Source organism: Microbulbifer sp. MKSA007, from assembly GCA_032615215.1.
Lineage (GTDB): Bacteria > Pseudomonadota > Gammaproteobacteria > Pseudomonadales > Cellvibrionaceae > Microbulbifer.
Window position 1 is genome coordinate 4221946 of the sequence record CP128433.1, and the last position, 21345, is coordinate 4243290.

Annotated in this window: 23 protein-coding genes; 11 read left to right on the plus strand and 12 right to left on the minus strand. The window is 49.7% G+C overall.

Annotated elements, in window-relative coordinates:
• Positions 1-6 precede the first annotated feature (6 nt).
• The 3 genes from QT397_21705 to QT397_21715 form a co-directional block, all read right to left on the minus strand.
• A complete protein-coding gene (locus QT397_21705; protein ID WNZ55443.1) occupies positions 7-1680 on the minus strand; it encodes a GNAT family N-acyltransferase in 1674 nt (557 codons plus the stop codon).
• On the minus strand, positions 1677-2468 hold the full coding sequence (locus tag QT397_21710) for a UDP-2,3-diacylglucosamine diphosphatase (protein ID WNZ55444.1): 792 nt from the start codon (positions 2466-2468) through the stop codon (positions 1677-1679). The genes QT397_21705 and QT397_21710 overlap by 4 nt, the downstream gene beginning before the upstream one ends.
• 311 nt (positions 2469-2779) lie before the next feature.
• A complete protein-coding gene (locus QT397_21715; protein WNZ55445.1) occupies positions 2780-3112 on the minus strand; it encodes a DUF1820 family protein in 333 nt (110 codons plus the stop codon).
• A gap of 180 nt (positions 3113-3292) precedes the next feature.
• Between QT397_21715 and miaB the strand changes: the two genes are divergently transcribed.
• The 8 genes from miaB to QT397_21755 all read left to right on the plus strand — a co-directional run bounded on the left by miaB (position 3293) and on the right by QT397_21755 (position 10020).
• Complete coding sequence (gene miaB, locus QT397_21720; GenBank protein WNZ55446.1) at positions 3293-4660, plus strand: tRNA (N6-isopentenyl adenosine(37)-C2)-methylthiotransferase MiaB; 1368 nt, start codon at positions 3293-3295, stop codon at positions 4658-4660.
• A 209-nt stretch (positions 4661-4869) separates the two neighbouring features.
• Positions 4870-5910 carry a PhoH family protein gene (locus tag QT397_21725; protein WNZ55447.1) on the plus strand — a complete coding sequence of 347 codons (1041 nt, stop codon included), beginning with the start codon at positions 4870-4872 and terminating at the stop codon, positions 5908-5910.
• A 16-nt stretch (positions 5911-5926) separates the two neighbouring features.
• Positions 5927-6397: an rRNA maturation RNase YbeY gene (gene ybeY / locus QT397_21730; GenBank protein WNZ55448.1), complete on the plus strand. Its 471-nt coding sequence runs from the start codon at positions 5927-5929 to the stop codon at positions 6395-6397.
• Positions 6398-6480: 83 nt separating this feature from the next.
• Positions 6481-7365, plus strand: a complete 885-nt coding sequence (locus QT397_21735; GenBank protein ID WNZ58577.1) for a transporter associated domain-containing protein — start codon at positions 6481-6483, stop codon at positions 7363-7365.
• A gap of 60 nt (positions 7366-7425) precedes the next feature.
• Positions 7426-7896: a hypothetical protein gene (locus QT397_21740; GenBank protein WNZ55449.1), complete on the plus strand. Its 471-nt coding sequence runs from the start codon at positions 7426-7428 to the stop codon at positions 7894-7896.
• Positions 7824-8990: an apolipoprotein N-acyltransferase gene (gene lnt, locus QT397_21745; GenBank protein ID WNZ55450.1), complete on the plus strand. Its 1167-nt coding sequence runs from the start codon at positions 7824-7826 to the stop codon at positions 8988-8990. The genes QT397_21740 and lnt overlap by 73 nt, the downstream gene beginning before the upstream one ends.
• 114 nt (positions 8991-9104) lie before the next feature.
• The gene (locus QT397_21750; GenBank protein WNZ55451.1) at positions 9105-9563 is read left to right on the plus strand and encodes an NAD-dependent epimerase/dehydratase family protein; all 459 of its coding nucleotides are present in this window, start codon (positions 9105-9107) and stop codon (positions 9561-9563) included.
• Between the two features lie 58 nt (positions 9564-9621).
• A complete protein-coding gene (locus QT397_21755; protein ID WNZ55452.1) occupies positions 9622-10020 on the plus strand; it encodes a DUF1731 domain-containing protein in 399 nt (132 codons plus the stop codon).
• Between the two features lie 10 nt (positions 10021-10030).
• Here QT397_21755 and QT397_21760 read toward each other — a convergent pair whose 3' ends face one another.
• The 3 genes from QT397_21760 to QT397_21770 all read right to left on the minus strand — a co-directional run bounded on the left by QT397_21760 (position 10031) and on the right by QT397_21770 (position 11845).
• The gene (locus QT397_21760; protein ID WNZ55453.1) at positions 10031-10444 is read right to left on the minus strand and encodes a hypothetical protein; all 414 of its coding nucleotides are present in this window, start codon (positions 10442-10444) and stop codon (positions 10031-10033) included.
• Between the two features lie 172 nt (positions 10445-10616).
• A complete protein-coding gene (locus tag QT397_21765; GenBank protein ID WNZ55454.1) occupies positions 10617-11198 on the minus strand; it encodes a YdcF family protein in 582 nt (193 codons plus the stop codon).
• Positions 11199-11395: 197 nt separating this feature from the next.
• Positions 11396-11845 carry a hypothetical protein gene (locus tag QT397_21770; protein ID WNZ55455.1) on the minus strand — a complete coding sequence of 150 codons (450 nt, stop codon included), beginning with the start codon at positions 11843-11845 and terminating at the stop codon, positions 11396-11398.
• A gap of 161 nt (positions 11846-12006) precedes the next feature.
• Here QT397_21770 and leuS point away from each other — a divergent pair, with 161 nt between their 5' ends.
• From leuS to holA, 3 genes are all read left to right on the plus strand, one after another.
• Complete coding sequence (gene leuS, locus QT397_21775; protein WNZ55456.1) at positions 12007-14604, plus strand: leucine--tRNA ligase; 2598 nt, start codon at positions 12007-12009, stop codon at positions 14602-14604.
• Positions 14605-14689: 85 nt separating this feature from the next.
• Positions 14690-15214 carry an LPS assembly lipoprotein LptE gene (gene lptE, locus QT397_21780; protein ID WNZ55457.1) on the plus strand — a complete coding sequence of 175 codons (525 nt, stop codon included), beginning with the start codon at positions 14690-14692 and terminating at the stop codon, positions 15212-15214.
• A gap of 252 nt (positions 15215-15466) precedes the next feature.
• Positions 15467-16231: a DNA polymerase III subunit delta gene (gene holA, locus QT397_21785; protein WNZ58578.1), complete on the plus strand. Its 765-nt coding sequence runs from the start codon at positions 15467-15469 to the stop codon at positions 16229-16231.
• Positions 16232-16323: 92 nt separating this feature from the next.
• Here the strand turns inward: holA and QT397_21790 are convergent, their stop codons facing one another.
• From QT397_21790 to QT397_21815, 6 genes are all read right to left on the minus strand, one after another.
• Positions 16324-17502, minus strand: coding sequence for a hypothetical protein (locus QT397_21790; protein ID WNZ55458.1), 1179 nt, complete (start codon positions 17500-17502; stop codon positions 16324-16326).
• Positions 17503-17556: 54 nt separating this feature from the next.
• Positions 17557-18042 (minus strand): hypothetical protein, encoded by a 486-nt coding sequence (locus QT397_21795; protein WNZ58579.1) that lies wholly within the window; start codon positions 18040-18042, stop codon positions 17557-17559.
• A 305-nt stretch (positions 18043-18347) separates the two neighbouring features.
• The gene (locus QT397_21800) at positions 18348-19193 is read right to left on the minus strand and encodes a CsgG/HfaB family protein (GenBank protein WNZ55459.1); all 846 of its coding nucleotides are present in this window, start codon (positions 19191-19193) and stop codon (positions 18348-18350) included.
• A gap of 41 nt (positions 19194-19234) precedes the next feature.
• Positions 19235-19636: a curli assembly protein CsgF gene (locus tag QT397_21805; protein WNZ55460.1), complete on the minus strand. Its 402-nt coding sequence runs from the start codon at positions 19634-19636 to the stop codon at positions 19235-19237.
• Positions 19636-20064: a CsgE family curli-type amyloid fiber assembly protein gene (locus QT397_21810; protein WNZ55461.1), complete on the minus strand. Its 429-nt coding sequence runs from the start codon at positions 20062-20064 to the stop codon at positions 19636-19638. Before QT397_21810 ends, QT397_21805 begins: the two co-directional genes overlap by 1 nt.
• A gap of 4 nt (positions 20065-20068) precedes the next feature.
• On the minus strand, positions 20069-20752 hold the full coding sequence (locus QT397_21815) for a response regulator transcription factor (GenBank protein ID WNZ55462.1): 684 nt from the start codon (positions 20750-20752) through the stop codon (positions 20069-20071).
• Between the last annotated feature and the right edge of the window lie 593 nt (positions 20753-21345).

Here is a 21345-nt window from a genome sequence, read left to right on the forward strand (position 1 = left end):
TCTAAGTCAGCTGGATAAATAACGTTTAGCAAACTTCTCGTCCACTTTTGATAAATCAACAACGACCAGCCCATCCACAGCATCGCAAAAATCCGGGTCAATATTAAAGGCGTGGAAACTGGTCCCTCCCGTTTTAGTAACAGAGGCATACTTTTTAAATAGGGGAGGTAGCATAACGCCCTCCTCACGCAAAATATGCTTCAATTGACGCATATCTGACACCGAATCCCCGAGTAATTCAGGCAGTTCAGATTGTGCTTCCGGAAATGGCAGTCGAGCATCCCCCAAGGAGTTTTCAGGAGCAAAATAATGGGAAAAATAGCGCACAATGACGGACTTCGCTCTCACGGAAAATGTACCGGGCATAGACACTGGGCCAAATAGGTAGCGTACCTTATTGCGCAATACCCACTGTCCAATAGCACACCAGAGCAGGTCTAACCCGCGTCCTCTCCAATATTCCGGCAGTAGGAAGCTACGCCCTAGCTCAGCAGAATCTGGCAGGCACTGCCGAGGAGGCTGCGGGTAATTAAATAGCGTACTGCTGTATATCTGATCATCCGAGAGCGCCTCGGTCGCTGCTATGCGGTAAGCTCCTGCAATCTGTCGATTTTCTGCATCCCACAACAATAGATGGTCGTAATGAGCATCAAACGCATCCCAATCCCGGCTCTGCCCGGTCCCTTCCCCCACTGAGCGAAAAGCAATCTCCCTCACTCTGGCCAATTCCCTCATGACGGGGCAATCTGCTTTCTGCCGATATAAACGCACAGAAAAATTACCCAGTTCAGAGAGTGATACACAGGACTCAACCACTCGCGCTACATCGGCTTTTGGCTCAGCTTCAACAATTAATTCCGGTCCCAGAGGGGCCGGTGAACGATGTAATTGGTAGACATGTTTACGCCACAGGGCAGCCTTGGCGCGGGGTGTTAGCGGCCAGCTACGAAAGTGTTCAGCTTCCAATGGACGACCTATACGAATATCGATACTGCGGCTGGCCTGTTTAAACATCTCCCTGATCAACCATAAAGTCGAGAGAGGCTTGTTCAACATTGAGAGGCCATAGAACCACCAAGAATTCCTCCCTAAAACCTGCACCGGCAATATCGGCGCATTGGTTTTTTCCGCAAAACGGGCAAAGCCTGAATTCCAGCGTCCATCCCGAACCCCATGGGGGGTGAGCCTGGATACTTCGCCCGCCGGGAAAATGATGATCGCTCCCCCGTCACCTAAATGGCTATAAATACCTTCAATATCGGCTCGACGGGTACGCCCATTAAAGTTATCTACGGGCAATAAACAGGGGCGCAGGGATTTTATGTTCCATAATAGTTGGCTCGCGACAGCTCGAACATCTTTCCGTACCCGCGCCACCATATCAATCAGAGCGAGACCATCCAGGCTTCCTAAGGGGTGATTAGACACAATCACCAGCGGCCCACTAGTGGGAACCCGAGCCAACTCTGATGGATTTAATTCGTAGCGAAAATTCAAGTCATCGAATACTTGGCGAATAAAATCCAGGCCGCCAAGATGGGGGTAACTGCTGGTAAATTCCTGTAGCTGCTCCTCACAACAGATTTTCTTTACTGTGGCAGAAACCAATTTTCGCGTGGTTTTTTGTGGTGCCGCGCTGTACCAGGCGTTTTTCTGCAAAAGAGTCTCAAGATGAATCATGCCGCAACCACCTCTGTCATTATGCTGGCAATTTTTGGAGTCCGATACCAATGTAAAAGATCTAAATTGCCATCCTGTTGTTCTACAACCGCACTCATAGAGTCGACCCAATCACCACAATTCGCATAGGTCACAGCATCCCCACACACTGTTTTATTTCTAAGGGCAGGCCTATGGATATGGCCACAAATAACACCATCGAACCCCCGCGATATCGCTTCACGGGTGGCGACATCCTCAAAATCACTCATCATTTGTCGAGCGGCACCCACACGATTTTTTATTTGGCTGGCCAGCGACCACCAAGGCTTGTTAAACCGATTGCGCCAATAATTGATCCAGCGATTAAAGCGCAGCATCAGGTAATAACTGCGATCGCCGATATGGTAACTGATTGGATTTATTTTAATTCGGTGTTCAAACTGATCGCCGTGGGTTACCCAAAAGCGGCGCCCATTAGAAGCAGTGTGGATATAGTCTTTTTCAATTCGGATATTGCCGAGCCGCTTTCCGGCCCAGCTGCGCATTGGCGCGTCGTGATTTCCAGGAATATAAATGACTTCAGGCGTCAGGCTACTTAATTCGGAAAGCATTTCCAGTAGCAGCGAAGAGGCCTGACACCATGTACCTCGTCCTTGAGCGAGTGCCTGCATATCAAAAATATCCCCAACCAGATAGACCGTATCGGCGCGATTCTGAGCCAGAAAATCTGCAAGTCGATGGGGCTCACTGTCTCTGCTGCCCAAATGGACATCGGAAATCCACAGTGCGCGATAGCGATTGCTCATAGCAAAGTTCCAGTCTGTACCAGTTATCAGCCCATAAAAATCAGGACAGATACGCGGCAAAAATATAGGTCGTCGCTTGAGCTAACTTGAGAAAAATCGATAAATCCGTATTTGCTCTCTTGCTAGCAAATTGAGATCAACTAAATACAGAACGGCGTTGATCGTCAGCGCAACCACTTTGCAGCGATTTGATGACAGTCAGGAGGATTTTTATTGAAGCTTATATTGCAGAGGAAAAAAAGGTGCAGCGGATGATTTTGGCGCTAAAAACCGGGCATAGAGCCCGGCCTGATTCAGAGTAAAAATAAAGCTCACTCTGTGTCCTGGGGATGACGGATAGGCGGGGCAAAAGGAAACTTGGCAACTTTGTCACCCTTTACTTCAACAATCTTGCCGGTGCCCTCTTTTTCCACTTCATCAATACGCACGATGCTGTGCATCGGAATATAGGAACGGGTTACCGAAGCAAATTCGGTTTTCAGCTTTTCCTCACTGGGATCGACCACAAGCTGAGCCTTTTCCCCAAATACAAACTCCTCCACCTCGATAAAGCCGTACATATCACTTTGATAGATGGCCCGAGCGTAGAGTTCGTACACTTGGTTTTGATTGTGGAAAATAACTTTATAAATCGGGTTGGCCATAAGTCTCTCAGGATGGGGATGACCCCGAAGCTCAAATTGATCAAAGAACGGGCAAAGCCCGAAAAAGCGCGCAAGAATAGCACAGGTTCGCAACAGCTAATATAGCCATCTATGCAGTGCCGGGTCGTATCGCTATAATGCCCCACCCTAATTGTTGACCAGTTTTTAACCAGGCGCGATATGTCCGAAACATCGGTGAAAAAGCTATATATTAAGACCCACGGCTGCCAAATGAATGAGTACGATTCCGCGAGGATGCGCGATCTGCTCGGCGAGTCCCACGACATGGTACCTACCGACGATCCCGACGAGGCGGATGTACTATTGGTCAACACCTGTTCTATCCGCGAGAAAGCCCAGGAAAAGCTGTTCCACCAGCTGGGCCGTTGGAAGCACCTGAAGGAAAAAAATCCCGACCTGGTGATTGGTGTTGGCGGCTGTGTAGCAAGTCAGGAAGGCGAGGCGATTGCCAAGCGCGCGCCCCATGTAGACTTGATCTTTGGCCCCCAGACCCTGCATCGCCTGCCGGAGATGATGGAGACCAAGGAGCAAAAAAGCGGCGCAGTTATCGTCGATGTGAGCTTCCCGGAGATCGAGAAGTTTGATCGCCTGCCCCAGCCAGAGGCCGACGGCGCCACCGCATTTGTCTCTATTATGGAAGGCTGCTCCAAGTACTGCACTTTCTGCGTGGTTCCCTACACCCGTGGCGAAGAAGTCAGCCGCCCTGTGGCCGATGTACTCGAAGAGATCGCCCACCTTGCAGACCAGGGTGTCCGCGAAGTGAACCTGCTTGGGCAAAACGTAAACGCCTACCGCGCTACGGGAGAAGATGGCCACGAAGTGGATTTCGCCGAGCTGATCACTTATGTGGCAGCGATTGATGGCATCGACCGTATCCGCTATACCACCTCTCACCCGGTAGAGTTCTCCGATGCGCTGATCGATGTCTACGGACAGGTACCAGAACTGGTTAGTCATCTTCATCTGCCCGTACAGAGTGGCTCCGACCGCATTCTGATGGCAATGAAACGCGGCCACACCGCCCTGGAGTACAAATCCAAGATCCGCCGCCTGAAGAAAATTCGCCCGGATATCTGCCTGTCTTCAGACTTTATTATCGGCTTCCCCGGCGAAACTGACAGGGACTTTGAAGCGACCATGAACCTGATCCAGGACGTGGGCTTCGATATCTCCTTCAGCTTTATATATTCCCCTCGCCCAGGCACCCCAGCTGCCGACCTGGCCGATGACACGCCGGAAGAAGTGAAAAAGCAGCGCCTACAGCTGCTTCAAGCGCGGATTAACCAGCAGGCGGCAGCTATTGCACGCCGCATGGTTGGCAACACCGAGCGTGTACTGGTAACCGGTGTTTCCAAAAAGGACCCCGGACAGCTGCAAGGCCGCACCGAGAACAACCGGGTAGTCAACTTCCGTGCGGACGATCTCGCCCTGATCGGCAAATTTGCCGATGTTGTGATTGAAGAGGCCCTGCCAAACTCCCTGCGCGGTACTTTAGTCACATCTGAGCTGGAAGAAGACCTGTTCTAAGACTTTGTGATTACCTCAAATAGCGGCAAGATGTACTTCGAAAGCACATCCTGCCGCCAAATTAGGCTCAACTTACCCCCCAAATTACGCCCCGTAATTAAAATCAGGTAAAGTTAGAACCTATTTGTAGGAATCACCTCTTTCCCCTTTAGGGAAAATGGGTATACCCTAGCAATATAACCCCTGGATTAAAGGTGCCGGAAACCAATTTGGAAACACAAACCCTCGCTCACAGCATCACTCTCGAGCCCAACGACGCACGCCGTCTCGCCAATCTCTGCGGTCAGTTCGACCAACACCTACGCCAAATAGAACAGCGCCTGGATATCGAAATTCGAAATCGCGGCAACCAGTTTTCATTTTTCGGCGATGCCAAATCGGCGCGTGCCGCTGGCGAACTACTCAGTAGGCTCTACAAGGAAACCGGTACCAAGGACTATCTCACTCCAGATGAGATTCACCTGGCTCTGCAGCAAGCGGGGGTCGAAGAACTCACCGGCCAAGATGGTAGCGGTGACTCCAGCGAAGCTGACCAAGTAGTACTGATTCGCACTAAGAAGTGCTCGGTACGCCCCAGAGGGCTCAATCAGCGTAAATACGTTCGCGCTGTGCAGACCAATGATATCAATTTCGGTATCGGACCCGCCGGTACCGGTAAAACCTACCTGGCGGTAGCCTGTGCTGTGGAGTCTCTGCTCAAGGATGAAGTTGAGCGAATCCTCCTGGTCCGCCCCGCCGTTGAAGCCGGCGAGAAATTGGGCTTCCTGCCCGGTGACTTAAGCCAAAAGGTAGATCCTTACCTCCGCCCACTCTACGACGCCCTCTACGAAATGCTCGGTTTTGAAACTGTTGGCAAGCTGATCGAGCGCAACGTTATCGAAGTGGCTCCCCTTGCCTATATGCGCGGGCGCACCCTGAATAACGCCTTTGTTATTCTCGATGAGAGTCAAAATACCACCCGCGAGCAGATGAAAATGTTCCTCACGCGGATTGGCTTTGGCTCAACCGCCGTAATTACCGGTGACCCCAGCCAGGTCGACCTGCCCCGTGGCCAAGCTTCCGGTTTGCGCCATGCTGTTGGAGTACTGGGACGGGTTAATGGAATCAGCTTTACCCACTTTGGAGCCAAGGATGTGGTTCGCCACCCCCTCGTGCAGCGCATTGTGGAGGCCTACGATATTCATGAAGCTGAGCTGGAAATGGCCTCGGCAGATCGAATTTCCAATAAAGCCGATGAGAATGCCGCTTAGAGTCCGCACCTGAGTTATGACTGATTTAACACTCGATGTGCAGCGGGTCAGCCGCTGCCACGACATCCCTTCCGATGAGGCTATCAGCAACTGGGTATCCAAGGCTTTGACCGGCCACCGCAACGAAGCGGAACTGTCGGTGCGAATCGTGGACGAAAGTGAGAGCCAGGAACTTAATCACCAGTATCGGGGTAAGGATAAACCCACTAACGTTTTATCCTTCCCTACCGATTTCCCTGCGGAGCTGGATCTCCCGATGCTTGGAGATCTTGTGATCTGTGCCCCAGTAGTTGAACTGGAAGCGGAGCAACAGAGCAAATCACTATCGGCGCACTGGGCACATATGGTGGTCCATGGCACACTGCACCTTCTAGGTTATGACCATATCGAAGATGCAGACGCTCAGGTTATGGAAAGCCTGGAAACGAAGTTGCTCGCCAACCTCGGCATTGCAGACCCCTACGCCCCACAGGATGAAGTGGGATGATAGCCGCTGTACCACCGAAGTGATGGCAAACTGCTACTGAATTTTATCTACAAACGAGAGAACCCCGGAGCATGGCCACTTCCATGACCACAGACGAGCCCCCAAGTAGTCACTCAGCGAGCAAATCCCGCGCGAGTGAAAAAAGTTGGCTGGAAAAGCTGTTCAGCGCCTTTTCAGCTGAACCCAAGTCTCGCGACGAATTATTGGACATCATTAAGGACGCCGCTGAAAATCAGCTGGTAGATGCTGAAGCGCTCTCTATTATCGAAGGCGCACTGGACGTTTCCAGCCAGCAAGTCCGCGAGATTATGATTCCACGCTCGCAAATGGTTGTGGTAGGCCTTCACGATAAGCCGGAAGAGTTCCTCCCCAAAATTATTGATTCGGGGCACTCCCGATTCCCTGTCGTCGGCGAAAGTGTCGATGATATACGCGGGATATTGCTCGCCAAAGACCTGCTCCCTCTCCTGTTGAAAGGTTTCGACGGATTTCAGCTCGAAGACCTGATCCGCCCAGCCAATATTATTCCCGAGAGCAAGCGCCTCAATATCCTGCTGCGCGAGTTCCGTGAGAACCGCTACCATATGGCGGTCGTGATAGACGAATACGGCGGTGTATCCGGTGTTGTGACTATTGAAGATATCCTCGAGGAAATTGTCGGTGAAATCGAAGACGAGACCGACGAGGAAGAAGCGGATAGTTATATCCGTAAAGTTGGGGAAAACGATTTTATCGTTAAAGCTCTGACTCCCATTGAAGAGTTCAATGAATTTTTCGAGAGCGCCTTTAGTGATGAAGAATTCGACACTGTCGGCGGTCTTATTATGCAATCATTCGGCCATTTGCCGGGCCGTGACGAAGTCACCCGACTGGGTGACTTTATGTTCCGGGTACTCTATGCAGACAGCCGCCAGATACACCTTTTGCGGGTTGCCCATATGCGCAAACCGCCAGAAGAAGACAGCTGAGCACTGCAAGCTTTAACACACTGATACCCTTAGAGAACGGGGTATCCTGACAACAACTTTATGCGCAGATTATTTTCTCCTCTCGCCAGCGTTGTAGCTGGCGGGTTGATGACACTTTCATTTGCCCCATTTAACTATTGGGTATGTGGCCTGCTGTCCCTGACACTATTCGCCTGGATTCTGCTCTCTGCAGCCAAAGGGCAGGTGCTACCGGGTCGCAAAAGCTTCTGGCTCGCCCTCTGCTATGGATTGGGCCTCTTCGCCAGCGGGGCTTCCTGGGTCTACGTTTCGATTACAAATTTTGGCAACTCATCGGTGCCATTAGGACTGGCCCTCACCGGAAGCTTCGTCGCTATTATGGCGCTGCTGTTAGCCGCGCCCTTCTACATTCTGGGCCGCTTCACAGATAATAAATTCAGCTTCGCTCTGGCTTTTGCCGCATTGTGGTTTATCAGTGAATGGCTGCGCAGCTGGGCCTTTACCGGTTTCCCTGGCTCTTCGCCGGCTATGGCCATACAGAAACCTGGCTAGCGGGCTGGGCGCCGATTTTGAGTGTCTACGGCATAGGCCTGCTATTGGCATTTACCGGCGCAGTGCTGGCCCTGGTTGTCAGTGGCCGCCTATCCCCGCTCAAGCGGCACAGCCATATCATTCTACTCACTGCGGCACTGGCCCCCTGGCCAATAGGAGCTGCCCTCTCCCAAGTAGAGTGGACCTCCGCAAAAGGTCCTCTTATCAGCGTTGGGCTGGTGCAGGCTAATATTCCTCAGGAAAAGAAGTGGTTGCCAGAATTTCGCGGGGAAACTATCAGTCGCTACCAGGAGGGTACTCGCGCCCTTAGCGATCAGGATGTAGATGTTATTATCTGGCCCGAAGCCGCTCTGCCCATGCTCTACGGGCAAGCCCCCAACCTTATGCAGGCGCTGCAACGCAATGCTGAGACTACCAACATCGATTTGATCACCGGTATTCTCTATGACACCCGGGGTTCGACACAGAAGGGGCTGAGTATTCACAACTCCGCCGCAGTTTTTGGCCAGAGCCCCAGCGTGTATCACAAGCGCCACCTGGTTCCCTTTGGTGAGTATGTACCTCTGGAGGATTTTATTCGGGGCACTATCGAGTTTTTTAATCTCCCCACTTCCTTTATCCGCTCAGGCCCGGACGAACAATCACCACTCAATGCTGCTGGTGCAAGCTGGGCGCCGCTTATCTGCTATGAGATTGTCTATCCCAGGCTGGTTGCCGACTCAGCACTGTCTTCCCAGGTTTTGCTGACCATTAGCAATGATGCATGGTTCGGGACCTCTATTGGCCCCCTACAACATATGCAAATGGCGCAGATGCGCGCTTTGGAAACTGGTCGCTACCTGGTGAGAGGGACAAATACTGGTGTGACGGCAATTGCGGACCCCAAGGGGAGGGTTATTAAAAAACTCCCCCAATTCGAACGCGCGAATATGACCGGAGATATCAGAGCGATGAGTGGCGCCACTCCGTTTATGCTAGCCGGCATCTCATTGGTATTTGCCTTGGCGCTCCCAATGCTGGCCCTGGCCCTGTTTTTACGCCGTAGGGTGGAACCCCAATCCAACTCCCCTCTCAGTGGCGAGCTACCCGATTAAAACAAGCCCTGTGGCCACTCCCTGCCGGGGTGGCCATCGGTAAGCTACCGCCACTGAATATCACTGCTATGCTCCATTCAATTTTCTAGCGAATATAAGGCAAGGTGATTCCCCATGCATTGCTTGATTAGCGGTGGCACCGGGCTTATAGGCAGACTCTTTTGTCGGCGCTGGCTGGAGCGAGGCAATACTATTACGGTATTAAGCCGACATCCGGACAGGGTTCGAAACTTATGTGGCGAATCAGCCAACGCCTGCCGCGATCCCGCAGAGGTAAACCAGCCCGTAGATGTTATTGTGAACCTTGCCGGGGCCCCCATCTCCCGTCGCTGGACAGAAAAATATCGCACTGAAATTCGCGGTTCACGCCTGGACACAACAGAGAAGCTGGTTCGCTGGACCCTGGGCCAAAGAGACAAGCCATCCTACTTCTTGTCCGGCTCCGCAATCGGCTATTACGGCAATCGCGGAGGGGAGTTACTGAAAGAAGACAGCGCTCCAGGGGGGCTTTGCCGCACAGCTGTGTCGGGACTGGGAGGCCGCCACGCTCCCGCTGCAGCACTCTGGCGTTAAGGTAGGCATTATCCGCACAGCTATCGTTCTCTCCATGCGCGGTGGCGCCCTTCCCCAAATGCTGCCACCATTTCGGCTCGGGCTTGGCGGCCCCATGGGCTCGGGCGAGCACTGGATGAGCTGGATTCACGAAGAAGACGAAGTCGGGCTGATATTACACGCCATCGACAATCAACTTTGCCGTCCATTTAACGGAAGTGCACCAGAACCTGTCACCAACAACAGCTTTGCCCGGATCCTGGCCAAAGAGCTGCATCGCCCGGCGTTTTTACGCTCACCGGCCTGGGCTTTAAAGATAGCTTTTGGAGAGATGGCTGATGAATTACTGCTAGCCAGTGATAGGGTCGAGCCCTGTACAGCATTGGAAACCGGCTATACCTTCCAATTTCCAACTCTGGAGCAGGCCCTCTCAGACCTGCTCAAGGGTGACGGCGCTGCCACTAAAGCCAGCGCCTGAACAAATGAATTTAAGCGGCGGCCATATCGCTTTCGAGTGCCTGGGCTAAGTAGCGTCGGCTAGATTCACTGGTCACCAGGTCGCCATGGCACTCCATTGGCGCAGAACCCACCCATTGGGCATGCCAGCGATACCAATGGGACTCCTCGGCTTTTGAACGCAGCTCGATAAACTCCACTTCGGCGGGAGCAAAACCGAACTCCCGAACAATCTGCCCAGCAAAGGTCTCAAAATTTTTACTGAGTTGGGCGCCGCTATCGCCACCAGCACACAGAAAAACCAGTGTGCGGCCATCTTGCTCAACCCGCTTGAAGCCAATCCAAACAGCCCGGTTTAACCGGTTATGTAACTGTATCGGAGAGAAAGAAAGTGGGATGCCCTTCATCATAAGGTTATCTCGATTATTGTTATGTTTCTTATCCACAGCCGCTACTCCATATAAAAAGATAATCAATGGGTATGTCCTGTGGCGCCAGTCATCCTAAGCCCGGTACAACTAGCAATCAAGAGCTCTCAAACATTTGGGCTCGACGCCTGATCCCTCAAACCCTGTAGGCCTCTGAGATTACATTTATCAAAAAGTTCCTTATCCATCCTCAACATTTTCTGATGGACGGTAGCGAACTCCACCGATACCAGATCCGTGCCAGTATTTCCCGCCAGTAGACCTGGGTCCTTAGCAGGGAGACAGCATTGGGCAGCCAGCGCCCCACACCTGTTTGAGCGCGGGGCATCAACTCTCCGGCACTCCCAACCGGCAGGGGCTGTACCTCTAAGCCAGCGCGGGAAAAAATTTCCGCTGCGCGAGGCATATGCCACCAGTGAGTGGCCAAAAAAACCGACCTCACGTTAGCACTGTGCAAAATATCAGCACTATTTACTGCATTCTCTGCAGTAGTACGACTGCAATCTTCACGCCAAGTGACCGGAGTGGAAAACTCCTCCTCCAACAACGCAGCCATTAAATCAGACTCTGCCAGCCGCTCTCCGCTGTGAACCCGACCGCCAGATACCAGAATCGGTAAGTCTTCTGGTGCTTGCTCGACAGCACCGGCAACTCTTTCGAGACTCGCCGCAGAGAGTCTCTCCCTATTCGAATACCTGTCGCGATAACGCCCTGCACCAAGGATCACAACGGCCTCAGGCCTTATATGGGGTTGATAAGGTACCTTGCCCAATCGATCCCCAAGCCAGGATGAGAATGCCGGGGTCGCCCCTAACCAAAGCACACAAAAGGAAATCACAGCCAAGGGTAGAGAGCATCTCTCAAGCAGGGACCCGGATGAAGAGAATCGCAAAAGGAATGCAACCAGCAGCCCCAACAATGGGGCTGCTGGAGGCATCAGAAGCGTGGCCGCCGCCGTATAGAGCCCATTCAATACTCGAGACCACCCTCAATCTGTCGAAAGCATCCATAACCACACCGGTGGCAGGGGGTAATCTGGGTATTTGCCGGCGGCATAGCTCGGTATCCACAGCCCAAACACTGCAACTCCTCATCCGGCCCTACAAACTCGCCGGCCAAAGCCCAGGGCTTGCCCTCTTTGATGCATCGCATTAAGTTTGGCCAGGCGGTTTCTGTGGGGTCCGCCGCATCCAGCAGCCAATCACCGCTGCGCTCCTCCAGGGTCTTCAATTCCCCACCTAGTCCCCGGATATAGTCAGCAGCCCGATGCAGGTCATCTTTCAGCCAAGCCCGCAAAAATGCCATCTTATTGGCGGTGAGATTCTCAACAGCCAGCTCACCTTCGACCAAATCTTCAAAGTCTTCGCGAAACTCATTAATCAGATCGTCCTTCGGCGGCAACTTTGGTTCCTTCGTCACGGTATCCCTCCTATAATCCCGCGTTTACGCATCGTAAAAGATGCACTGGGAGCGAAACTTGATCGCGATCAATCTTTACCGATTGACAAGCGTTCACATCCCCCAATAAACACTGAACAGTTTCCCGCAAATTTTGATCACAGAGTATAGGTCCCGAATCGATGGAAGAGCAGTACAACCCCTCCGCAGTCGAAGCTTCCGCCCAGGAATTCTGGGAGGCCGAGAAGAGCTTTGAAGTAAAGGAAGACGCCGGCAGGGAAAAGTTCTACTGCCTATCCATGTTCCCCTACCCCAGCGGCAAGCTACACATGGGGCATGTGCGCAATTACACCATTACCGATGTAATTACTCGCTATCAGCGCATGCAGGGCAGAAACGTGTTGCACCCGATGGGCTGGGATGCTTTCGGTCTGCCGGCAGAGAATGCGGCCATCCAGAACAAGACCGCTCCAGCCAAATGGACCTATGCCAATATCGAGTACATGAAAGGCCAGCTCAAGGCTCTGGGTTTTGGCTTTGACTGGTCCCGCGAACTGGCCACCTGCCAACCCTCCTACTATCGCTGGGAGCAGTGGTTCTTCACCCGCCTCTACGAAAAAGGCCTGGTCTACAAGAAAAACTCTGCAGTGAACTGGTGCCCCCACGACCAGACAGTACTGGCCAATGAGCAGGTAGAAGATGGCGCCTGCTGGCGCTGTGGCACTACCGTTGAGCGCCGCGAGCTGGCCCAGTGGTTTATCAAGATCACCGATTATGCCGAAGAGCTGCTCGAAGACCTGGACAAACTGCCCGAGTGGCCCGAGCAGGTGCGCACCATGCAGCGCAACTGGATCGGCAAGAGCCGGGGAGTAGAGCTGAGCTTTGCCCTGCCCAAGCCTATTGCGGGCATGGACCACTTCGATGTGTATACCACCCGTCCGGATACACTGATGGGCGTTACCTATGTTTCCCTCGCCGCCGAGCACCCCATCGCTCTGGAACTTGCCGAGTCCAACCCCGAACTCAAAACTTTTATCGCCGAGTGCAAAAAGCAGTCCCTATCCGAAGCCGATATGGCCACGATGGACAAGAAAGGCATGGATACCGGGCTCAAGGCGATTCACCCCATCAGTGGTGAAGAAGTCTCCGTATGGGTGGCTAACTATGTTCTGATGGATTACGGCTCAGGCGCGGTGATGGCAGTACCGGCACACGACCAGCGCGATTGGGAATTTGCGCAAAAATACCAGCTGCCCGTTATCCAGGTTATCGAGGCTGCCGACGGCGAGTCCATCAACTTGGAGAAAGAGGCCTATACGGAGAAAGGCAAACTGGTGAATTCCGGCAGTTTTGACGGCCTGGATTTTGATGGCGCCTTTACTGCGATCTCCGAAGCGCTGATTGCTGCAGGTAAGGGTCGGGTTAAGATCAACTATCGCCTGCGCGACTGGGGTGTCTCCCGCCAGCGCTACTGGGGTGCGCCCATCCCCATGTTCAACCTGGCCGACGGCGGAGAAATACCAGTACCCGCAGACAAGCTGCCGATCCTGTTGCCGGAAGATGTCGAGCTCGACGGCGTTCAATCACCTATTAAAGCCGACCCCGAATGGCGTAAAGACGAACTCAACGGCACTCCCGTAGAACGTGAAACCGATACCTTCGACACCTTTATGGAGTCCAGCTGGTACTACGCCCGTTATACCTGTCCCGATTTTGAAGAGGGCATGCTGGACCCGGACCGCGCCAACTACTGGCTGCCAGTGGACCAGTATGTCGGCGGTATTGAACATGCCATCTTGCACCTTCTCTACGCGCGCTTCTTCCACAAGCTGATGCGGGATGAGGGCCTGGTCAATAGCGATGAACCCTTCAAGAAGCTGCTGTGTCAGGGCATGGTGTTAGCCGAATCCTTCTACAAGGAAGAACACGGCCACAAGACCTGGATCAACCCCGCCGATGTGGACGTCGAGCGCGATGACAAGGGCAAGCCGACCAAAGCGATTGAGCGAGCCACCGGCGAAGAGATTATTGCCGGCGGCGTGGTAAAGATGTCCAAGTCCAAGAACAATGGCATAGACCCTCACGCTGCGGTTGAGGAGTACGGTGCCGATACCGTTCGCCTGTTCACCATGTTTGCCGCCCCTCCGGAGCAGACTCTGGAGTGGCACGATGCCGGTGTGGAAGGTGCCAGCCGCTTCCTGCGCAAACTCTGGAAGACCGTTCACGCCCATATTGCAGCGGGCTCCAGTGAAGCACAGATCGACCAGCAGTCCCTCAATGACAAGCAACAGCAGCTGCGCCGCAAAACCCACGAGACCATCCAAAAAGTGGGGGATGACTATGGCCGCCGCCAGACCTTTAATACCGCTATCGCAGCAGTAATGGAATTGCTCAATGAAGTCGGCAAGCTGGCAGATCGCAACAGTGATCAAGGACTGGCTGTAGAGAGAGAAGCCCTACAGACCGCCGTCTTGCTGTTGGCTCCGGTTACTCCTCATATCTGTCACCAACTGTGGCAGGTGCTAGGGAATACCAGTGCCCTAATCGATTCTCCTTGGCCAATGGCAGATGAAAAAGCACTGGTGCGCACCTCGATTACTTTGGTCGTCCAGGTCAATGGCAAGGTACGCGCAAAACTGGATGCGCCTGCTGATGCAGACAAAGAGAGCCTGGAAAAACTCGCCCTCGCCGATGAGAACGTTCAGAAATTTATCGGTGAAGCTACGGTGCGCAAAGTAATCGTCGTTCCTGGCAAGCTGGTTAATATTGTCGCCAAGTAGAGACCCGCAATATGATGCCGGGAGTTTCACTCCCGGCTCACTTAAGTCAGCTCGCTGTAGCCGACAAGACCAAGGCAAGTAGTTTATGAAAACAATCGCAATTCGAGCCTTTATTTTTCTTCTCGCTATCACTATTGCCGGTTGCGGCTGGCATCTAAGAGGCGCCCCTAAGAATTTTCCTCCCGGTAGTACACTCTATATATCCACAGTAGACCCTCGCAGTGATATCGCAGATCAATTAACTCGACTGCTCAATAATGCGGGGGTGCCTATGGCGGAATCACCTGCAGAAGCTGACTATACACTCATCATTCACCAGGAAACCGAGAGAAAACTAACCGTAGCTGTAGACTCTGAAGGGCGAGCATCTGAATACGAATTAATTACCAGTGCAATCTATAGCGTACGCACAGCTTCAGGCCAAGTCCTCCTAAATAAAGCACAGGCAGACGTTTACCGCACCTTGGAGTGGGATGTCGATGAAATTGTCAGTAAAAGTGAAGAGGAAAATACCTTACGCGCGGAGATGCAGCGGGAGCTTATTGGGCGCATTATCGACCGCTTACGGCGTATCGATGTGAATGCTTCATTAGAAGAAAAGAGCTACTAGGTTAGTTTTATTAATGCGCGTTAACCCCCATCAATTATCGCAAAATCTAAAAAAGGGCCTATCGCCAATTTTTATTATCACTGGTGATGAGCCCTTAATAGTACAAGAGTGCTGCGATTTAGTCCGCTCAACAGCGAAAAAGCACGGTTTCACCGAGAGAGAACTTATCCACGCAGAACATAATTTTGACTGGAGCACGCTGGTTGCTTCAGCCGGAAATATGTCTCTTTTCGCAGAAAAAAACTCGTCGAGCTGCGTTTACCCGGAGGTAAACCGGGGGATAAGGGCAGTAAAGCCCTGCAAGAGTTTGCTTCATTGGCGAGTGAAGATCTTTTGCTTTTACTGGTATTACCGAAACTTGATAAATCGCAACTCAACAGCAAATGGGTCAAAGTCCTAGAACAATCAGGAGTACTGGTTCAGGTATGGCCTGTGACGATTCAGGAAATGCCCCGCTGGATCAACCAGCGCCTTGCATCTGCAGGCCTCTCAGCCGAACCAGAAGCAATACAAATCCTGGCAGAAAGAGTAGAGGGCAACTTACTTGCCGCAAGCCAGGAGATAGAAAAACTTAAGCTTTCCAGCCCCGGGCAAGAAATCACCCGGGAAATGATGGAGTATAGTGTTACCAGCTCCGCCCGTTACAGTGTTTTTGACCTAATTGACACAGCACTCTCTGGCAACTCAGCCAAAGCAGTCAAAACACTCGACGGATTGAGGGTCGAAGGTATTGAACCACCCATTGTACTTTGGGCAATAGCAAGAGAAATTCGCACTCTTCTCGACATCATGGAAAAACTGGATCAAGGCCAACCTCTAGCGAGATTGGTTCGGCTGCAAAAGCGACAGCCATTGGTCCAAGGAGCCCTACACAGACTTAATAGGAAGCAACTGGAAAGCTTATTAATTCGCGCTCGGGCTATAGATGTCTCTATCAAAGGTGGTAGTGGGCAGCAATCTCCATGGACAGGGCTATTAGAGCTGACTCTCAATTTTTGCGGGCAGAGAACCATTTAATCAATCTAATCTTAGAGAAGTCTCTGCAGCTATTTTATACACAAAAAAACCGCCCAATAGGGCGGTTTCTTCATGCCTGAGTCTTTTCAGAATCAGTTCTGAGTGATGGTGGCAACGTTGCTCGCACCAACCTGCTCAATGCTCGCCATATTGTATGCACTGCTCTGGCTAACAGTAGCAACATTCTCATAGCCTCCCTGTCCAACATGAGCGGAATGCTCATAACCAGTTTGAGCCACAGTAATCAGGTTATCGCCACCAAAGTCTTGGTGAACATCTGCCAGGTTCAAATCTCCCGCCTGATCAATATCTACAGTATTTGCAACACCAGCACTGTAACCATAGGCATAGTTGCTGTTGCCTGTCTGATCAATATTTGCCAGGTTTGCATCGCCATACTGACCGAAGTCAGCACTATTCATGTCACCGGTTTGAACAAGATTAGCAGTGTTATCAAAGCCGGATTGAGCCATATAACCCAAGTTATTGGTCTCATTCTGGGTGATATTGGCAACGTTGTTAGCACCTGATTGGTAACCAAAAGCAGCGTTAGCATCACCTTGCTGCAGGATAGTAGCGGTGTTGCTAATGCCGGATTGAGACAGGTCGAGCAGGTTAATATCACCGCTCTGCATCAGATTCGCAGTGTTCTCGGCACCTGACTGATAAACAGTACCTACGTTGAAGTCACCTACCTGACCACCTACAAAACCGTCAAATGAGGAGTACCAGGTGCTGTTCCAAACACCATTGTTGTCTCCTACCTGGGTACTAACGAAGTAGTTGCCATCACCTTCCTGTTGCAGAACACCCATGTTGTCATTGCCGTCTTGATACATATCGGCATAGTTAAAGTTAGAATTAGTATATTGATCCAAGTGGATCATATTCTCACTACCAAACTGAGCGGCATAGGCGCTATTGTAGGAACCGGTCCACTGGTGGATAGTTCCATTGTTGCCTTCCCCATCCTGGTAGGTCAAAGCTTCACTGCCCATTTGATCTGTTTGACTAGTGTATGCTGCGTTGCGATCGCCAAGCTGGGTCTGGTCAATGTAGTTATCATCAGCAGATGCTTGATATGCACTAGCTACGTTATCGTTACCCTCTTGCCACTGATAAGCAGCATTATTATTAGCGGCAGATACCTGGGTAACATCAGCATAGTTATTGTCACCGACCTGTACCTGATCACCGTAGTTATTGTCGGCTACAGCCTGGCCTGCGCTAGCAATCAAAGCAATAGCAGCAGCAAGTGTAATCTTTTTCATTTATCAATCTCCCTCGGAATAAAATTATAAATACAAGTAAAATAGTGCAATGCCTTAATCGTACTGCACCAGTTGCACCGCATGGTCGTCACCGAACTGCGCGACATAACCAAACAATCCATCACCATTTTGAATAATGTTTGCAGAATTTCCGTAACCAACCTGGCTAATTAAAGCCACATTATCTACGCCATTCTGTATCGCTGTAGCTTGGTTGTAGGCTCCTGACTGCGATATCGCAGCATAATTAGAATCGCCTGTTTGTTGCACCAACGCTGCATTGGAGCCACCCTCCTGGATCAGGACAGCCTGGTTGTAAAGACCAGACTGGGTAACTTCAGCAAGGTTGTAATCACCTACTTGTGAAACCTGGGCCAAGTTACCCGTAATTGAATCTTTTCTTAACAAAAGAAGATCCAGAGCACCCTGCCCAGCAGACAATTCATTGTGGTCATCTAAATCAGAAGCCCAGCACACCGAAAGCGGTAAAACCAGAAACAGAAATAAAATTGCCGTTACTCGTTTAGCTGTAGCAATCACCAACCACCTCTCCAATAAGAACGGTTAACAACTATAAGAAACAACATGGACACTATAGGTAAAAAAAATATATCTTAAATCAGAAGAAAGATTACATTTAACCGGAAAGAGTAAGAAGAATGTAAAACTTTTGTATTAAGGTGGTGATTTAAATCAAAACACACAAAAAATAAAACAGTTCAATCCCACCAAATTACACACACAAACATGAAAACACATAGATATAATTTAATAAAATTCCATTTCACTAAATTACATATACCCCTAAATGAACATACCAATAAATTTAAATATCCGCTAAAGATTTATAATATTTTTACTGGTGTCGCAGAATATTCACTGAGGACAGACATAGGGTATTGGCTATTATCTTCCAATGCCCACAAATTAGCATTAACCCCCTGGGATATAAGATGAATTACCGCCGACTCTATCGCAGAAAGAACACATAATTGAGCTGGATCGTTAGTGGTCATCCCAGCCTCTATTTCAAGTAAGCGCTTATATTCCACAAAAGTGTAAACATCGCCTTGAACTTGCCTCGACAAGATTTTCTTGCTCGTTAAAACACTACTTAGAACTCGTCCACTTCGGACATCTACCGCACGCAGGTTTACAGTAACCTCATCTACACGATATTGTTCAGAAATACCGATACCGAAGTAACGTGCCCCCGCACCCCCTGTTTTGATGTTTGTATCGTAACCGACTATTCCACCCTCTAACATAATATTGGCTGACATAAGAGAAGGCAGATCGAATACAGGACTGGCAGGATTGTCCTGTTCTTTCAGTGCAGCTCTAATTATTTTCCTTTCGGTTAAGAGGTTTTGTAAACCCTCCCGCTCAAGAGTCACAAACCACCCAGATTCATTCAGAACCTGAACCAGCATAGCTGCAGCCCCTTGAGTCACTGCGGTCGAGAATGAGCTGGAGGGCGCGGGCCGATATTGTCCAGTTTGATCACTAAAACCGTACACTGCTGCAACTATTTTCCCTCTAGGGGCAGGCAAACTGACTAAGTCAGAATAAGTGCTCATTCTATCCGTTAAAGTTGCCTTTTGTTGTCCAGGGCCGAACAACGCCTCCTTAACAGAACTACACCCACTAATACTAAAAACAATAATTAGAATAAATATTCTCGATAACATCGCACCACCCCACAAAACCTAAGCTTGCAAATATAATTTTATTAGTTGCTTGGATTGAGACCTACAACTACAATTTCAGATATTTCACCCGTAACAGCGTCGGTGATGGTTATCGTCAATTCACCATCAATATCAACAATATTTACGATATAGTCATCAGTTACCAAAGTACCATCATTACCATTTCCCACATCTGTCAGCAGCTGTGAGAGCAGACGAGATTCTAGTGTGTCAGTAAATCTATCCAAGGAAGATGAATCAGAGTACGGCGAATCCTTAGCATCAGGATCTTTTTTACTGTTCTGTGCACTAGCATTATTCAGCAAATAATTACCATTAAGAGGATTACCTCCAAACGATGGATTCACAGGTGTGTACACCAGCTCTGTTGCAAACACCGAGCCAGAAAATAATAAAAAAGCCGTTGTAAATAAAAATCTCATTATATTTCATCCCCCGCCAAATCAACATTTTGAGACAAAAGATCCTGCAACCTCTGCTGCCTCACATTATTATTTATTTGCGAAGCAGCCTGCTCGACAATTGCACCAAACTTTCTCCGCCCAGGATAAATGACAGTCTTAAAGACTTGCTTGCTCTCAAAGGTTACCCAAACAACACTGCCCCACCTTGCCGAAGGCCTTTCATGCACGGTCAGGTTGTAGTCGAATCCTGTCAAATTAGTTGTTATATAAATTGATAGCGATCTAGCAAACTCATGACCTATACCGCTTACCGTATTATCAATTACCAATCCAGTAAGCAGGGATTCCTCAGAGCTTTGATCACTTGTTTCTTGAGCGTAACTTTTGTGAACGATACACGAAAGCGCAACTGTTAACACAGTTGCGCACAAAAATAGTGATTTCATAATATTACAAGTTTTGACTGGCCCAACTGCTTGCTTCTAACCGATTCTTACAGCCTATTTTTCTATAGATCTTATATAAATGACTTTTAACGGTGTGCTCACTAACACATAAGGTTTCGGCTATATTTGCATTGGTATTACAGTCACAGATCAACTGTAAAATTTGCCGTTCTCGCTGCGTGAGGTTTGAAGCCTTATCGCACCACTTTTTAGGCTTTCTGTGTTGCCTGAGAAAATTATGGAGAACATCTCTTGGAAACCAGTATTCTCCCGAGAATATCCTACCCAACCTCTCCATAATGACTTTTGCTTCGCACTCGGAGGGTATTAACCCCAGAACTTTTTCCCAATGCAGAACAAAATCAATATCGGCCTTCTGATCGACATTGATTAATACTAAGTTGGGAGGTGTGGGCAGGGAGTGTATCTCCCTCAAAAGATTCTCGAGATCTGAAGAGGATACATCGGCACAATCAAGAAGAAGGTATTCGGCCTTAATACCACTTAGGGATGAAAGTGTCGAGCGCTGAAGGATAGCGCAGGTAGTCTTAAACTCATCTTCAATTCGCCCTGCAAATATTGAGGATTGAAGATTGATGCATGCGGTTAAAAAGGCAACTGTAACCCCTGTTTTTTCTAACTTAGGGCTAACAACCTTTAGCGGTGCATAATCCTTATGCAAATTCATCTGGGTTCCCCCAATGTGCAGTCCTTTTATGTTTCAGCCTGTTACCAGCCTAACTATTTTTTATCAATTTTCCGCGCTCATCTTACGCTGTGAGCTAAATCTATTCGATCAACTCATTAACTGCAACCGGTAGTGATCTAGATATCAAAAATTCAATCTTAAGTGTGCCAACTTGGTTCTCTAATACCATTTTGTAATACAAAGGTATCATGGATCAGTAAACTAAAAAGAAAAATCAACATGCTTTGGTATAGATTTTCTATCGACAATAGAACTCTATAAATATCAATTTTTTTGTACTGGTCCACATTATTAATAAATTTATTTTGAATAATTTAAGGTAAAAAAAATTGCTACCAACAATAAGACGACAAACACAAGATGATTCGAGCCTCATCGGAGACAGACTGACAAAATGGTATTCGATAGCAATAAAATATAAATTTCACCTCATTACTTTTAAGCCATATTTGATCGAGTAAAATCACCTGAGAATTCATAGGATCAGGCCCTGCAAATAAAAACGGCAAAATCACGACTTAAAATTAAACAGCTTAAATAGTAATCAGGAAAAGCTTGTTTTATGCTCATAT